Here is a 16,412-nt window from a genome sequence, read left to right as displayed (position 1 = left end):
TAAAGGTTTAATTGTCGGCCGGTTTGGATTAGACCGGGCGCGGTGTTTTTCAGTAAGAGGACGGATATGAGCAGCGGTGATGACAAGCAGCTTCTGCATCTGGTGTTCGGCGGCGAGCTGAAGGAACTCGGAAGCAATGAATTCCGTGACCTCAATGCGTTGGATATTGTGGGAGTTTACCCAAATTATCAGGCGGCGCAGGCAGCATGGAAATCCAAGGCGCAGGCGAGCGTTGACAACGCACATATGCGTTATTTCGTGGTGCATCTGCACAGGCTGCTCGATCCCGATAACAAGGCCGACGCCTGAGCATGGAGCAGGAAGCCGCACCGGCCGAGGCGCAAGCGCCTGCTGTGCGTGAAAAGCGCCAGACGGCGTTGAAGCGGCTGTGGCGTCGCATTCGTCAGCCGCTCGCACGGTCGCGCTTTACCAAGGCTGTGCTGACCAGTCTCCTTTCCTGGTTTCTGCGTCTGGTCCGGCTGACCAATCCTTTGACCCGTGGTTCTACCGTCGTTGCCGACGGCGAACATGAGCATCTGCAGCCGGGAATTATCGCATTGTGGCATGGCCAGCACCTGATGGCGCCGGTTTTCTATCCGAAAGGACGCCCGCTGGTCGCCATGGTGTCACGCAGTGCCGACGCCGAGCTGAATGCGCTTGTGGTCGAAAAATTCGGCATCGAAGCCGTGCGCGGCTCAGGCGGCCGCGAAAATACACGCCATCTGGACAAGGGAGGAGCCAAGGCTCTGATTGCCCTCAAAAAGTCGCTGGTGGCTGGCAAGAATGTAGCCATGATTGCAGACATTCCGCACGGCACCCCGCGCGACGCAGGGCTGGGTGTCATTTTGCTGGCGCGCCTTTCCGGGCGCCCGATCCTGCCGGCAGCCATGACCACCAGCCGCCGCAAGGTTTTGGAAAAAAGCTGGGACAAGACCACCATCAATCTGCCCTTCGGGAGATCGTCCTTCGTGATCGGCACTCCTGTCTTCGTTCCCAAGGATGCGGATGATACGGAAATGGAACGCAAGCGTCAGGAACTGACGGCATCGCTCAACGAAGCTACGGCAAAAGCCTACGCTCTGGTGGATACAGCGCAATGAGCGAACGTGCAGCCCGAACCCTGTTGACGCTCTACCGATATGCGGGAGCTGCCGCGTTTCCCCTGATGGGACCTTATGTTGCCTGGCGTGCCTCGAAGGGCAAGGAAGACAAGGGCCGTTCGAAAGAGCGCTATGGCATTGCAGGACAGCAGCGCCCGGATGGCCCCCTGATCTGGTTCCATGCCGCCAGCGTCGGCGAAACCATCGCGATCGTGCCGCTCGTGCAGACGATCCTGAGCTATGGCGTCAATATCGTGCTGACGACAGGCACGGTGACATCCGCCAAAGTTGTCCGCGAAAGGCTGGGTGACAGCGTCATTCACCAGTATGTGCCTCTGGATATCAAGCCGGCCGTCAGCCGCTTCCTCAATCACTGGCACCCTGACCTCGCGATCATCGCGGAATCCGAAATCTGGCCCATGACCATACTCGAACTCGGTGCGCGCAACATTCCGCAGGTGCTGGTCAACGGACGCATGTCGGACAAGTCGTTCGCATCATGGACCAAGCGGGCAAGTCTTGCCGAGGCTCTGTTCGAGAATTTTTCGCATGTGGTGGCGCAGTCCGAGATCGACGGCGAACGCTTCCGTACGCTCGGCGCACGCCCGGTGAGCGTGTCGGGCAACCTCAAGGTGGATACGCCGCCGCCGCCGGTCGATGAAAAAGCACTGCTGGTTCTCCAGCGCCAGATAGGTGCACGTCCAACCTGGGCCGCAGTTTCCACGCATGACGGCGAGGAAAAGATGGCGGCCGAAATTCATGCCGCGCTGCGCAAGCGCCATCCCGGCCTGCTGACGATCGTGGTGCCGCGCCATCCGGCCAGAGCCGATGAGCTGGCGCAGGAGATCGGCGCCATGGGCCTGCGGCTGGTGCGGCGCAGTTCCGGCGAGCCCGTTGCGGCCGATACCGATATTCTGCTGGGCGACACGATCGGCGAGATGGGGCTTTATCTTCGGCTCACGGAAATTGCCTTCGTCGGCCGTTCGCTGTCTTCCACAGGAGGGCAAAACCCGCTGGAGCCGGCAATGCTGGACACTGCGATACTGGCGGGACGCGACGTCCAGAATTTCCGCGAAGCCTACAAGAATCTGATCGATGCCGGCGGTGCCAAGCTCGTACGTGATCGCAACATGCTTGCAGGGGCCGTCAATTATCTGCTGGCAAATCCGGATGCCAGGCGAGGCATGATGGTTGCCGCAGCGGCGACAGTGCAGAACATGCGTGGGGCACTGGCCGCCACGATGAAGGCGCTGGAGCCGTTCATTCATCCTCTGATCGTGCAATCGAGATTGCACCGGGCAGGCAAGGGCTGACACATGGCCAGCGAAGCACCGCCTTTCTGGTGGGAAAAACCGGACTGGCGCGCCCTGGCGCTTTCGCCGCTGGCTGCTGCCTATAGTTTCGTTGCAGGTCGCCGACTGCGCAATGCGCGCCGCGAAAAAATGCCCGCACCTGTGCTATGCATCGGCAATTTCACCGTCGGCGGCACTGGCAAGACGCCCGTCGCGATCGCTTTCGCCGAGCAGGCCCGCGCCTTGGGTTTTGCGCCCGGCATTCTGTCGCGCGGGCATGGCGGCGGATTTTCAACCCCGCATGTGGTTGACCCCCATCACGACGCGGCGAAGCATGTGGGCGACGAACCGCTGCTTCTGGCCGCGCATGCACCCGTTGCAGTAACCGCCAACCGCGCCGCCGGTGCCCGTCTGCTGCTGGAGCAGGAGGGCTGCAACTTCCTCATCATGGATGATGGTTTCCAGAGCGCCCGCATCCACATCGATTATGCGCTATTGGTGGTCGATTCCCGTCACGGATTAGGCAATGGCAGGGTCATTCCCGCCGGCCCGCTGCGGGCTAAGGTCGTCGATCAGCTGGTCTATACGGATGCCCTGTTGCGAATGGGTGATGGCAGCGCCGCTGATGGCGTTGTGCGGCAGGCGGCACGGGCCGGAAAACCGATTTTCGATGCCGGCTTACAGCCGCTCGATGGCGAACGGTTCGCGGGACGCCGCTTTTTCGCCTTCGCAGGCATCGGTCACCCGGAAAAGTTCTTCGACACGGTAACGAGGGCAGGGGCGACGGTCGTGCAGGCCCGCCCGTTTCCCGATCACCATTTCTATGATGCCGATGAGCTGGCCGGGCTGTTGTCCTCGGCGAAGGCCGAAGGTCTTGAGCTGATCACGACGGCGAAGGATGCGGTGCGGCTGCGCCATGGCGCGGCGGAACCGGAATTTCTGGACAAGCTGAATGTGCTGGAGATCGCTACGGTGTTCGACCAGCCGCATACGCCGGTTCGCATCATCAACGAAACGGTGGAAGCCTGGAAATTACGGCGACTTGCCGAATAGAGTATTTCTGCTTTTCTCTGAATCGCAGAAATGCTCTATCTCTTTGTTTTGGCTGCATTTATGCGACGCCAGATGTTTCCGTCTGGCTGTAAAATGCCCTAGCGGTGTTACTTTGAGCGATCGCGCAGTTGCGGGTTCATCTCAAGTTCGCGCTCGAAGGACACTTTCGCGCTCACATAAGGTTCCTGCCGCTCGACGCTCCAGTATCTCAGCTCATCAAGCGTGATGTTTTCGCCGGTGACAGCGCAGCGAACGAACGAGCCGGGGCTGGTGACCTGAAAGTCGCCATCCAGATAGCGGATGCGGGCCTCGCGGCTGCCGGGCCCTTCAAAACGGTTCATCATGGAAATCTGCCAGTTGAATTGATCTTTCATCGCCGCAAAAAGTGGCAAGGTCAAGTTCGCGCTCGTTATCGCCGGCCGAACAGGCGCTCGATATCGGCAAGCTTCAGTTCGATATAGGTGGGCCGGCCATGATTGCAGGTGCCGGAACCGGGCGTGGCTTCCATCTGCCGCAGCAGGGCGTTCATTTCCTCGGGCTTGAGCCGGCGCCCGGAGCGCACCGAGCCATGGCAGGCCATGGTGGCTGCGATGTGATGAAGCCGCTCCGTGAGTGTTTCGGTGGTATCGTGATCGGCGATTTCATCCGCGAGATCACGGACCAGTTGCTGCACGTCGACTTCACCCAGCATGGAAGGGGTTTCCCGTACCGCAACAGCGCCGGGGCCAAAGCGCTCCAGCCTCAGCCCGAAGCGCTCCAGAGTTGGCGCATGGACAGCAAGCCGCTCGGCATCGTCCTGCGGCAGATCGACGATCTCCGGCAAAAGCAGCATCTGTGAGGGCACGGCCCGCGAATGCAGCGCATTTTTCAGTGCTTCATAGACCAGCCGCTCATGGGCTGCGTGCTGGTCCACGATGATCAGCGAATCCTGCGTCTGGGCGACGATGTAATTCTCGTGGACCTGCGCCCGCGCCGCACCCAGGGCGGTTGCTTCTAGCGCTTCATCTGCCTCGGCAAGGCCTGCGCGCGCATCGGCACTCGCTGCCGTCATCGGCGTAAAGCTTGCCTGATCGCTCTCTGAAAACCGGCTGTCAGAATCGAGCGGACGATGAGGAGAGCCCCCCAGATCGAAATTCGCCGGCCGCTGCATGGGTGCCTGCCCGCCGTAGGAGAAAGCCGGGCCGGCTCCGGTCGAGGGTGCGGGGCCGGAACGAAAGGCCGCCATCATGCCGGCGGCTCCCGTTGTCGCCGCCCGAACACCTGCTTCCGCAAGCGCCTGACGGATCGATCCTACGATAAGGCCACGCACGAGACCGGGATCGCGGAAGCGCACATCGGCCTTCGCGGGATGAACATTGACGTCCACCGTGGCGGGATCGACGTTGAGGAAAAGCACGGTCACGGCGTGCCGGTCGCGTGGCAGAACATCGGCATAGGCACCGCGTATCGCACCTGCAAACAGCTTGTCGCGGATCGGGCGTCCGTTCACATAGGCATATTGCTGAAGCGCGTTGGCCCGGCTGTAGGAGGGAATGGAAACATAGCCCTGAAGATGCACGCCTTCGCGCATGGCATCGATGGGAATAGCGTTCTCTGCAAACTCACGTCCCATGACCTGCGCGATACGCTCCAGCTGGCCCTCTAGCGTATCGCCGGTGGCCGGCAGGTCGAGCGTCGAGCGGTCAGCGCCTGCCAGTGTGAAGCGCACGGCAGGAAAGGCGATGGAAATGCGCCGGATGATGTCGCTCGTCGCGGAACTCTCCGCGCGCTCGGTCTTCATGAATTTGAGCCGGGCAGGGGTGGCGAAGAACAGGTCCCGCACCTCCACGGTAGTGCCGCGATTGGCGGGGGCCGGGCGCACCGGAGCGATGCGCCCGCCTTCGACTGCGATTTCCGCGCCGCTGTCGCTGTCTTGCGCCCGCGATCGGATCGAAAGCCGGGCCACCGATCCGATAGAGGGCAGCGCCTCGCCCCGGAAGCCCAGCGAGCGGATGTCATGAATGTCGTCGGCAAGCTTGGAGGTGCAGTGGCGGCCGATGGCCAGAGGCAGTTCCTGCTCGCTCATGCCCGATCCGTCATCGGTGACGCGGATCAGGTTGAGCCCGCCGCCGCCAGTGACGATTTCGATACGGGCAGCACCCGCGTCGAGTGCGTTTTCAACGAGTTCCTTGACCACCGAGGCAGGGCGTTCGATCACCTCGCCGGCAGCGATCTGGTTGATCATGGTTTCGGGAAGCTGATGAATTCGCATGCCCGCATGATAGCCGGATTCTTCCCTGCAGCGAAAGCGATCCAGCCCTTCCACCCCCAGCCAAATCGATGCGAATGCCAATGCGGATAATCTCTGAATTCATTGCCCGACGCCACGACGAGCGGATAAATGCGTGATATTGACGGGACCGTTCATCGCTGGAGGATTGCAATGAAACTGCCTTTGCTTGCCGCTGCACTTACTGCTCTCGTTCCCTCCGTTGCGATGGCAGGGCCGGCTTCCGATGCCGTGAAATTCTTCTACACGCAGGGCCGTTTTGTCGGAGATACCGACTACCGCGACAGGTTCATCGAGCCGGTCAAGACATTGTTCGACCAGAATGACGCGGCGCTGGACAGCGAAGACGGCGTTCCCTGCATAGATTCCGATCCCGCGCTGGATGCGCAGGATTTCGATGATGAGGAACTTGCCCGCACCCTGAAACTGTCGGAAAGCGTCAACGGCGATCGCGCCGAAGTGACGGCCACCTTCAGGCTGTTTGCCGATGAAGAAGACGGTTCGCGCGAGATGGTCTGGACCTTGCAGAAGGTCGGTGGAAGCTGGAAAATCTCCGACATTGCATCAAAGACCAACGGCTGGCGGCTGAGCGAACTGGAATGCTTTGCCGCTCCCGCTGAATAACCATCCAGCGGGAAACGGGCCTTGGCGAAACTCAGCCCTTTGATTGCTGAATGGCAATGAAGAGATTGGTGCAGCGCGTGCCGGAACGGCAGTAGGCAAGAACCGGGGCGGGAAGTTCCGCCAGAGCACTGGCCTGTTCGGCGACATTTTCCGCAGTCATCTGGCCGCTGATGACGGGAATGTAGCGGAAAGTCAGTCCTGCCGCTTCAACGGCGTTGCGCACGGCGTCATTGCCCGGCTGGTCGGGCTGCTCGCCATCGGGCCGGTTGCAGATCACGCTTTTGAAGCCGGCGTCACTGATCTGTTTTATATCTTCCGGCGCAATCTGGCCGGTTACCGAATAGTCTTCGCTGATCTGGCGGATATCCATGGCTACCTCTGTGCAGAATGTGCCGCGGGATCTGCGGCGTCCGGACCTTCATGCCAAAGCTGAAGTTCGTGGACAAGATATGGACCACCCTTCGGCCAGCTTTTTACGCAACCCGCGGCTTCCGGCATTTCTCAGGCTTGCCCGGATCTGATGTGCTATCTACACAGTTATCGCCCATAAAGGGCGGTCAGAATTTCAGGAGTGGAGACAGAATGAGCATTCGTCGAATTGGAGTGGGCCCGCGCATGAGCGACATCGTCGTGCACGGCAACACGGTTTATCTCGCCGGTCAGGTAGGCGAAGGCGAGACCGTCGAGGCGCAGACGCGCGATATTCTGGCCACGGTCGACAAGCTGCTCGCCGAGGTAGGTTCGGACAAGACGAAGATCCTTCAGACCATCATCTGGCTGTCGGACATGTCGACATTTGGCGAAATGAACAAGGTCTGGGACGAGTGGGTTCCGCAGGGCGACACGCCTGCCCGCGCCACCGGCGAGGCCAAGCTTGCCACGCCTCAGTACAAGGTCGAAATGATCGTTACCGCCGCGATCTGACGTGACACGTCGCTTGCGCGCCACCTGCAGAGATGGCGCGCAGCGATACAGGATGCGTCCGCATCACGCCATTCGGCAGCTTTGTTAAGGTCTGTCGCAAAGCTTTATTGGAGCTGCGCCGCAGGCGCCGCCCCATTGCTCGCAAAACACGAAAAAGCCTGATTTCTCTCCTTTCGCTCCGGTCACTGCAACCGGAATTGGGGGGAGGCTGGCTCGTGTGTGCTGCGGTACGATCTTCAGAAAACCGGATTTGCTGCCGGATGCAACCATTTGCATTTAAAACGGTTTACAATTGAACTGCTCGTGATCGAGCCACGGTTCTTTTTGGCCTCGCGGATTTTTTATGAATATTCAGACCAGCCCGGATAAACTGACAATCGAGCCAGCATCCATTCCTTCGGCTGCGGAGGAACCGATCAGGTCGCAATTTTATCAGGAAGACAGGCTCAGGCTGCTCGGACGGCAGATGGCCGAGGGCGATACGCACAGTCTTGCCGGACTTGGCGCTTTCGATTTCCAGAACCGTATTCGCGAAAGTGCGGCCAAAATTCTGGAAGTGTACCGTTCAACCAATGCCGCTCAGGCCAAAGGCGAGACGATCACGCCAGCAGCCCAGTGGCTGCTCGACAACAACTATCTGGTCGAAGAAACGATCTATCAGATCAAGCGCGACTTGCCGCGCCGCTTTTATCAGCAGCTTCCCACGCTTCAGCTGAAAGACGGCACCTCCGTGCCGCGCGCACTGGCGATCGCCTGGGCCTATGTGGCGCATTCCGACAGTTCTGTTTCCGCCCAGACATTCAAGGCAATCGTGGAGGGCTTTCAGGCTGTCGAACCGATGAAGATCGGCGAGATATGGGCGCTGCCCTCGCTGCTTCGTTTCGTGCTCATCGAAAACCTCAGACGTCTTGCCGTGCGCGTGGAGCGCGCAAGGAAGATGCGTCTGGTGGCGAACGAGGTTGCCGATACGGCTCTTGCCTCTGCAGATGGCAGCGAGCGTGAGCAGACCATCGACCGTTACGGTGTCTATGCCCGCGACACGACCTTCGCCACCCAGCTTCTGTATCGCCTCCGCGACGGATCGCAGAATGCGGGCAGGGCGCTTCTGTGGCTTGAAGGAGAGCTTGAGAAATCCGGCTCCGACGCCGAACAGATCATCATGGCCGAGCACCAGACGCTGTCAGCCGGCAATGTCACCACCGGCAACATTATCAGGGGCCTGCGCCTTATCAATGATGTCGACTGGACGGTGTGGTTCGAGGAAGTCAGCCGCATTGACGAGCTGCTTCGCCAGCGTGGCGATTACGCAGCGCTCGACTTCGCTTCCCGCGACCAGTACAGGACCGCCATCGAGGAACTGGCCCGTCGCTCGGGCCGGTCGGAATATGACGTTGCCGAAACCGCAGTGGCGCTGGCGGAAAAGTCGGCCGGCGAAACAGCCGATGTGGGTTTTTATCTGGTTGGGCCGCGCCGCGAGGTGCTGGAGCAGGAAATTGGTTTTCGTCCCTCATTCGGCCTGTCGCTGAAGCGATCTTTCCGCAAGGCGGGCTGGCCCGGCATAGCGGTTCCCGTTTTCGCCCTCACCGCCTTGCTGCTTTACATGAGCGGCAATGCGCTCGCCGCCCTTGGTCTGTCCGGCTGGGCCCTCGCGATCATGCTGATCCTGTTCGCTGTACCAGCGAGCGAAGGCGCTCTCGGGTTCTTCAACACGGTAGTGCTGTTGTTCCTGAAGCCCACGCGGCTGATAGGCTATGACTACAAGGAAGAAATACCTGCCGCATCGCGCACGCTTGTCGTCGTACCTTCGCTGATTGGTTCGCGCGATGATGTGGAGGAAAACATCCGCAACATCGAGGTGCATCATCTCGCCAATGTTTCCGATGAGCTTTATTTCGCGCTTCTATCCGACTGGCCGGACAGCGACAGGGAACTGAGCCAGTCCGACACGGAAATCCTTGATTTCGCCAGAGCCGAGATCAACCGCCTCAACCAGCGCTACCCTTCGCAGGGCACGCCCCGCTTCCACCTCCTTCACCGCCGCCGCCTCTACAACCCGTCTCAGGGTGTGTGGATGGGCTGGGAGCGCAAGCGCGGCAAGCTGCACGAGCTTAATCTGCTGCTGCGCGGCGACGGCGACACGACATTTCTGCCTCTGGACGCACCGCTTCCCGAAGGCGTCGTCTATGTGATGACGCTGGATGCGGATACGCGCACGACACGTGATGCAGTTTCCAAGCTCATCGGCAAGCTTGCCCATCCGCTCAACCGCCCGCATTTCGATGCGGCGACCAAGAAGGTGAGCGCCGGCTACACGATTCTGCAGCCGCGCATCACGCCGTCGCTCACCACCGGCGACGAGGCGTCATTCCTGCAACGTGTGTTCTCGTCCGACAGGGGGCTCGACCCGTACGTCTTCGCGGTTTCCGATCTCTATCAGGATGTCTTCGGAGACGGCACTTTTACCGGCAAGGGCCTCTATCACATCGATGCTTTTGAAGCCGCGCTCAAGGATCGCTTCGACGAGAACGCCATCCTCAGCCATGACCTTGTAGAGGGTGCTTTCGCGCGCTCCGCGCTGGTCACCGATGTCGAACTGGTCGAGGATTATCCCACTCGTTATTCGGTCGACGCCTCGCGCCAGCACCGCTGGGCGAGAGGCGACTGGCAGCTTCTGCGCTTCATCCTCAATCCGCTTTCGGGCGTGCCGGCGCTGTCGCGCTGGAAGATGGTGGACAATCTCAGGCGTACGCTGACACCCATCTTCTGGGTCATGGCGGCCATTGCCGGCTGGACGCTGCTGCCCTTCACGCAAGCCGCCCAGTGGCAGGCGCTGCTGATCCTGACGCTGTTCATGGCGCCTACCTTCAACATCGTGAACGGCCTTTTCCCCAAGAGCCTGGATACCACGCCGCGCGGCCATTTTTCCGCACTGGCGCGGGACATCGCTTTTGGCACGGCCAATGTGGCGCTGCGCGTGGTGCTGATGGCCCATTCCGCATGGATGATGGGCGATGCAATCATCCGTACGCTCTACAGGCTCTTCGTTTCACGAAAGAAGCTGCTTGAATGGCGAACTGCCTCACAGGCCCATAAGAGCGGAGCCAACGATCTCGGCTCGTACTATTCGGCCATGTACGGAGCCGTCATCATCGGCGTCGTCGGCCTCGCCATTCCCGTTTTCAACGATTCCACCGGCGCTTTCGTTGCATTCTTCTTCGCTCTGTTCTGGGTTGGCTCGCCGGCTTTCGCCTGGCTGATCAGCCGCTCGGCAGAAACCGAGGACCGGCTTCATCTGGCACCGCGCGACATGCACGAACTGCGGATCGCCGCACGGCGGACCTGGCACTATTTCGAAAATTTCGTCACCGAAGAGCACCATCATCTTCCGCCGGACAATTTTCAGGAAAGCCCCGCGCCGGTGGTGGCGCCCCGCACGTCGCCGACCAATGTGGGTGTCTATCTGCTCTCGGTGGTTTCTGCCCGGGATTTCGGCTGGATCAGCATGGCCGATGCCGTCTCGCGGATCGAAGTCACGCTTTCAACCATCGAGATCATGCCGCGCGAGAGGGGACACCTCTTCAACTGGTATGACACCAGAACGCTGGCCCCTCTGCATCCGCTCTACATTTCCAGCGTGGACAGCGGCAATCTCGCCGGTCACCTCGTAACCGTGGCCGCGGCCTGCGCCGAGTGGGCGGAAGCGCCTTCGGTTCACTTGCACGGCGATTTCGAAGGCGTGCTCGACGTTGTGGCCATCATCGATGAAAGCCTCGACGAGTTGCCGGACGACAGGCGCCAGTTGCGGCCGCTGCGCCAGCGTCTGGCCGACCGGCTGGATGGCATGCGCCGCGCTGTTCTGACCATCAAGGAACAGCCCGAGATGGCGTCCATCCGCACCATCAACCTGTCGGTGCTGTCGGGAGAAATCCGCAAGCTTGCGGTCGCCATGCATACCGAAGTGGGCTCCGCCCGTTCCGAAATCCTGGTCGACTGGGCGGCAAGGCTCGAAGCCACCTGCGAAGCGCATGTCCACGATTCCCATGCCGACGATCGCACGGTCGAGGAATTGCGGACCCGTCTGCTCAAATTGCGGGAAAGGGCGCGCCGTTACGCGTTCGAAATGGATTTCTCGTTCCTGATGCGAAACGAGCGCAAGCTGCTCTCTATTGGCTATCGCGTCGATGAGCATCAGCTGGACGAGAGTTGCTACGATCTTCTGGCCTCTGAAGCGCGCATGACCTCCCTGTTCGGCATCGCCAAGGGCGATCTGCCGACTGAACACTGGTTCAAGCTCGGCCGCCCGATTGTCGAGATCGGCTTCCGTGGTGCCCTGATGTCATGGTCAGGCTCGATGTTCGAGTATCTGATGCCGCCGCTGGTGATGAAGGAGCCGCACGGCAGCCTGCTCAACCAGACCAGCAATCTGATCATCAAGCGCCAGATACAGTATGGTCGCTCAAGAAACGTGCCGTGGGGCATTTCGGAGGCGGCATACAATGCGCGCGACCGTGAGCTCACCTACCAGTACACCAATTTCGGCGTGCCGGGCCTTGGCCTGAAGCGGGGCCTCGCGCAGAACCTCGTCATCGCCCCTTATGCGACCATTCTCGCAGCCCAGTTCATGCCGCGCGAGGCGGTTGAGAATTTGAAGCGCCTGAGAAGCATCGGTGCGCTGGGGCGTTATGGCTATCATGACGCCGTGGACTTCACGCCGCAGCGTGTGCCCGAAGGCGCCAACCATGCCGTGGTGCTGAACTACTATGCGCACCATTCCGGCATGACCATTGCCGCCGTGGCGAACGTCGTGTTCGAGGGCCGCCTGCGGGACCGCTTCCACTCCGACCCGGTGATCGAGTCGGCCGAGCTTCTGCTTCAGGAAAAGGCACCGCGCGAAATTCCGGCCGATACGGTCCGCACAGAGGCGGAGGAACGGCCGCTGCTCGACGAGCAGGAAGTGCAGAGCCTCGACACCCGCATCGTACCGGACCCGGCCAACGCGCTGCGCGCGACCAGCCTGATGTCCAACGGGCGCTATTCCATGATGGTGACGGCGACCGGCTCCGGCTACAGCCGCTGGGGCGATCTGGCGGTCACGCGCTGGCAGCCGGATCCGGTGGAAGACCGCATGGGTTCCTACATCTTCCTGCGCGACGTCGATACGGGAGACTGGTGGTCCGCCACGGCGGAGCCGAAGCAGGCGCCCGGCGAGGTGTCACAGACCTACTTCTCCGACGACAAGGCCACTTTTGCCAAGGTCGTGCAGTCGCTGCGCTCGGAAGTGGAATGCATCGTCATTTCCGAAGGCCACGGCGAGGGCCGCCGCGTCACCCTTCACAATGACGGTTCGAGCGACCGCTACATCGAAGTGACATCCTTTGCGGAGCTGGTTCTGGCGCCCGAAGTCTCGGACAATGCGCATCCGGCTTTCTCCAAGATGTTCGTGGAAACCGAGATCGCCGACGACAATGGCGCGATCTTCGCGAAGCGGCGCAAGCGCGACCAGCGCGAGGCCGACATCGTCGCCGTGCATTTCGTGACCGACCCCACCGGCCTTGCCCGCGATACGGAAGCCGAAACCGACAGGCGCGCCTTCATCGGGCGCGGTCGCAACATTGCCGATCCCGCGGCTATGGAACCCGGCGCGCGGCTGGAAGGCAATGCGGGCTTCACGCTCGACCCCATCGCCGCGCTGCGTCGTAAAGTCCGCGTCCCGGCGAACAAGAAGGTTTCGCTCACCTTCTGGACCTGCGTGGGAGCCAACCGGGAAGAGCTGGACGACGCCATCAACCGCCTCGACCATCCCGAAAGCTTTGCCCGTCAGGCCATGCTGTCGTGGACCCGGTCGCAGGTGCAGACCCGCCATCTCGGCCTCAGCCTTGCGGAAGCCGCCATCGGGCAAAGTCTGGCGCGTTATCTGATCTATCCCGACGCCAACATGCGTCTGCCTTCGGAAGCGATTTCGGCAGGGCTCGGCAAACAGTCCAGCCTTTGGCCGACCAGCATTTCGGGCGATTACCCGATCTTCGCCATCCGCATCGACGACCTTGCCGATCTGGAGATCGTGGCGCAGGGCCTGCGGTATCAGGAATATATGCGGGCCCGCGGGCTGACTGCCGATCTGGTCATCGTCAACGAGCAGTCGTCTTCCTATGTCCAGGATCTGCAGCAGGCCATCGACTATCTGTGCGAAAACAGCCGCCTGCGCGGCTCCGAGCTTGGCCCGCGCCAGCATATTTTCGCGGTGCGGCGCGATCTGATGGACGAGCCGACCTATCGCACGCTGCTGGCCTCGGCGCGCGTGGTTCTGCATACACGCAACGGCACGATCAGCGATCAGATCGAGCGTGCCGAAATCACCGCGCTTCAGGCGCGCGAAACAGCCAGCGGCGTCGCCATCGGCGCGGTGGCGACGGCAGCACTGGAGCCGAGCGTGCCGCTGAAGCCGAAGACGGCCGATGGCAAGGGGCTGTCGAACTGGAACGGTTTTGGCGGTTTCGAGGGCGATGGCCGCCGCTATGTGGTGCGGCTGGCGGGGCGTACGGTTACGCCGCAGCCGTGGATCAATGTGATCTCGAACGACGCTTTCGGTTTCCATACGTCCGCCGAAGGCGCGGCCTTCAGCTGGAGCCGCAACAGTCGCGATTATCAACTCACCCCATGGTCGAACGATCCGGTGACCAACCGGCCGGGCGAGGGCATCTACATTCATGACCTCGACAGCGGCGCTTCGTTCTCTCCGCTGGCAGCGGTGGTGCGTGATCCGGGCGTGCTTTACGAGACATGCCACGGGCAGGGCTTTACGACCTTCCGCGCCAGACGCGGCGCGCTCGACATGGAGCTTACCCACGTTGTCGACCCTGCAGATCCGGTGCGGATATCGCGCCTGCGCATCCGCAACACGGGGGCCGGCACCGCGCGTCTGCGTGTCTATGCCTATGCCGAATGGGTTCTGGGCACCCATCGTTCCAGAACCGCCGGCACCATCATTCCCTCGCAGGACACCGCGACGGGCGCCATGCTCGCAACCAACCCGTACAATCTCGATTTTGGCGGGCGCGTCGCCTTCCTTGCCAGCGATCAAAGGCCGGACTCTGTCACTGCCGATCGTGGGGAATTCATCGGCAGGCGAGGTTCGAGTGAGAAGCCCGTCTCTGTGCTCGCCGGCAGCCCTCTTTCGGGCCGTATCGAGGCAGGTGATGATCCCTGCGCGGCGCTCTCTCGCGACGTCGAGCTTGCCGCCGATGGTGAGGTAACACTCCTGTGGCTGCTCGGCGATGCTGAAAGCCCACAGGAAGCAACCGCACTTATCGAGCGGCACCGCAACGTCGATTTCGACAGCCGCCTTGCACAAACTGAGGCTGGATGGCGTGATTTCCTGGACACCATTCAGGTAGAGACGCCCGACAAGACGCTCGATTTCATGGTCAATCACTGGCTCCCTTATCAGAGCCTTTCCTGCCGCATCCGCGCACGCTCCGCGTTCTATCAGGCAAGTGGCGCTTTCGGCTTCCGCGACCAGTTGCAGGATACGCTGTCGCTGATGGCCCATGATCCCGGTCTTGCCCGCGCGCAGATACTGAATGCGGCCGGACGTCAGTTTGCCGAGGGCGATGTGCAGCATTGGTGGCTTCCGCGCACGGGTGCAGGCGTTCGCACCATGATATCGGACGACGTGGTGTGGCTCGCCCATGCCGCTGCTTACTACATCGAGGTTTCAGGCGATCGGGCCATTTTGCGCGAAAAGCTGCCCTTCCTTCAGGGGCCGCAGCTTGGGGAGGGCGAGCACGACGCCTTCTTCACTCCGGAGCCTTCCGCCGAAATTGTCCCGCTTTACGAGCATTGTGCCCGTGCGCTGGACCTTGCTGCGAAGCGCAGCAGCCCCTCGGGCTTGCCACTCATCCTTGGCGGTGACTGGAACGACGGCATGAACAGCGTGGGTGACGAGGGAAGGGGTGAGAGCGTCTGGCTCGGCTGGTTCCTGCTCAGGACGCTGAACGATTTCATTCCGATCGCCAGTGAACAGGGTGATGCAAAGCGTGCAGGGGTGTGGCAGGCTCATGCGGATGTGCTCAAGCGCGCGCTCGAAAACAGTGGCTGGGACGGCCAGTGGTATCGCCGCGGAACATTTGACGATGGAACACCGCTGGGCTCCCGCGAGTCGCAGGAGTGCAAGATCGACTCCATTGCCCAGTCCTGGAGCGTGATTTCAGGCGAGGGCGATCCGGCCCGCTCCCGCACGGCCATAGACAATGCCGGAGAAATGCTGGTCGACGAGGAGCACGGCATACTCAAGCTGTTCACGCCGCCCTTCGCAAACTGGGACAAGGACCCCGGTTACATCAAGAGCTACCCGCCCGGCGTCCGCGAGAATGGCGGCCAGTACACCCATGCGGCAACGTGGTTCGTCATTGCGCTGGCTGAAATGGGGCGCGTCGAGGAAGCCTATAAATGCTTCTCCATGCTCAATCCCGTCAGCCACTCCACGGACGAGGCCTCTGCCGAACATTATCGGGTCGAACCTTATGTCGTGGCCGCCGATGTCTATGCGGCCGACAAGGCAGGCCGGGGCGGATGGACATGGTATACGGGCTCTGCCGGATGGCTCTACCGCGCAGCTGTCGAAGCCATACTCGGCATAAACAGGCGTGGTGACGCGATCGAGATCACCCCGCGCATTCCCGCGCACTGGGATGGCTATACGGCCAGACTGGCTCTGGGCGGCGGCTCCCAGACCATCCGGGTCGTGCGCAACCGGGCTGCGAAAGCGATTTCGCTGGAGGTAAACGGCAGGAAGCTGGACGGCACGACATTTCCGCTGTCGCAAGGCCAGACAGAAGTTGTCGTAACCTTGCCGGCTAATGGTGCTCAGCCGCGTGTGGGCGTCAGTAAGAAGCCTTAAATAAGGGCGGCCTGCTCGCTGTCCTGCCAGTGACATGTGCTTTCCCGCTAAAATTGCGGCAGTCCCCTTGCGGGATTGCCGCAATTTCGCCTTCAGAAGGACATTTTACGTTTGATCTCAAACCGTTAGTCGATCACGCCAGATTTCGTTTCGTAGCTATGTTTTGTTCGCGAAACGGGAACTCCCGCGTTAAGGGAACATTGTTCTGGTTCACATCGGTTCATATGTTTCCAGAAATGGTGCATCGCACA

General features: G+C 61.1%; 10 protein-coding genes. 7 read left to right on the top strand and 3 right to left on the bottom strand.

Annotated elements, in window-relative coordinates; all coding sequences use genetic code 11:
* The first annotated feature begins 66 nt into the window (after positions 1-66).
* Genes HNR59_RS11515 through lpxK form a run of 4 tightly spaced genes read left to right on the top strand, consistent with a single transcriptional unit; the run spans position 67 to position 3,445 of the window.
* Positions 67-309 (top strand): DUF4170 domain-containing protein, encoded by a 243-nt coding sequence (locus HNR59_RS11515; RefSeq protein WP_183830100.1) that lies wholly within the window; start codon positions 67-69, stop codon positions 307-309.
* 2 nt (positions 310-311) lie between these two features.
* A complete protein-coding gene (locus HNR59_RS11510; RefSeq protein WP_183830097.1) occupies positions 312-1,100 on the top strand; it encodes a lysophospholipid acyltransferase family protein in 789 nt (262 codons plus the stop codon).
* Entirely contained in the window at positions 1,097-2,413 is a 1,317-nt protein-coding gene (gene waaA, locus HNR59_RS11505) for a lipid IV(A) 3-deoxy-D-manno-octulosonic acid transferase (RefSeq protein ID WP_183830094.1), read from the top strand. The genes HNR59_RS11510 and waaA overlap by 4 nt, the downstream gene beginning before the upstream one ends.
* A gap of 3 nt (positions 2,414-2,416) precedes the next feature.
* Positions 2,417-3,445: a tetraacyldisaccharide 4'-kinase gene (lpxK, locus tag HNR59_RS11500; RefSeq protein WP_183830091.1), complete on the top strand. Its 1,029-nt coding sequence runs from the start codon at positions 2,417-2,419 to the stop codon at positions 3,443-3,445.
* 107 nt (positions 3,446-3,552) lie between these two features.
* On the opposite strand, the gene HNR59_RS11495 is transcribed toward lpxK, so the two are convergent.
* On the bottom strand, positions 3,553-3,789 hold the full coding sequence (locus HNR59_RS11495; RefSeq protein WP_183830088.1) for a DUF2093 domain-containing protein: 237 nt from the start codon (positions 3,787-3,789) through the stop codon (positions 3,553-3,555).
* A 65-nt stretch (positions 3,790-3,854) separates the two neighbouring features.
* Positions 3,855-5,696 (bottom strand): DNA mismatch repair endonuclease MutL, encoded by a 1,842-nt coding sequence (mutL, locus tag HNR59_RS11490; RefSeq protein WP_183830085.1) that lies wholly within the window; start codon positions 5,694-5,696, stop codon positions 3,855-3,857.
* Positions 5,697-5,867: 171 nt separating this feature from the next.
* On the opposite strand from mutL, the gene HNR59_RS11485 reads away from it, so the two are divergent.
* The gene (locus HNR59_RS11485; RefSeq protein WP_183830082.1) at positions 5,868-6,338 is read left to right on the top strand and encodes a DUF3828 domain-containing protein; all 471 of its coding nucleotides are present in this window, start codon (positions 5,868-5,870) and stop codon (positions 6,336-6,338) included.
* 31 nt (positions 6,339-6,369) lie between these two features.
* Here the strand turns inward: HNR59_RS11485 and HNR59_RS11480 are convergent, their stop codons facing one another.
* On the bottom strand, positions 6,370-6,708 hold the full coding sequence (locus tag HNR59_RS11480; protein ID WP_183830079.1) for a protein tyrosine phosphatase family protein: 339 nt from the start codon (positions 6,706-6,708) through the stop codon (positions 6,370-6,372).
* Positions 6,709-6,920: 212 nt separating this feature from the next.
* Between HNR59_RS11480 and HNR59_RS11475 the strand changes: the two genes are divergently transcribed.
* Complete coding sequence (locus HNR59_RS11475; protein WP_183830076.1) at positions 6,921-7,262, top strand: RidA family protein; 342 nt, start codon at positions 6,921-6,923, stop codon at positions 7,260-7,262.
* 343 nt (positions 7,263-7,605) lie between these two features.
* Positions 7,606-16,161, top strand: coding sequence for a glycoside hydrolase family 94 protein (locus tag HNR59_RS11470; protein WP_183830073.1), 8,556 nt, complete (start codon positions 7,606-7,608; stop codon positions 16,159-16,161).
* Positions 16,162-16,412: the final 251 nt, after the last annotated feature.

This window comes from Aquamicrobium lusatiense (assembly GCF_014201615.1).
Taxonomy (GTDB): domain Bacteria; phylum Pseudomonadota; class Alphaproteobacteria; order Rhizobiales; family Rhizobiaceae; genus Mesorhizobium; species Mesorhizobium lusatiense.
Note: the sequence above shows the minus strand (reverse complement) of the source record. Positions and strands in the feature narration are given on the sequence as shown.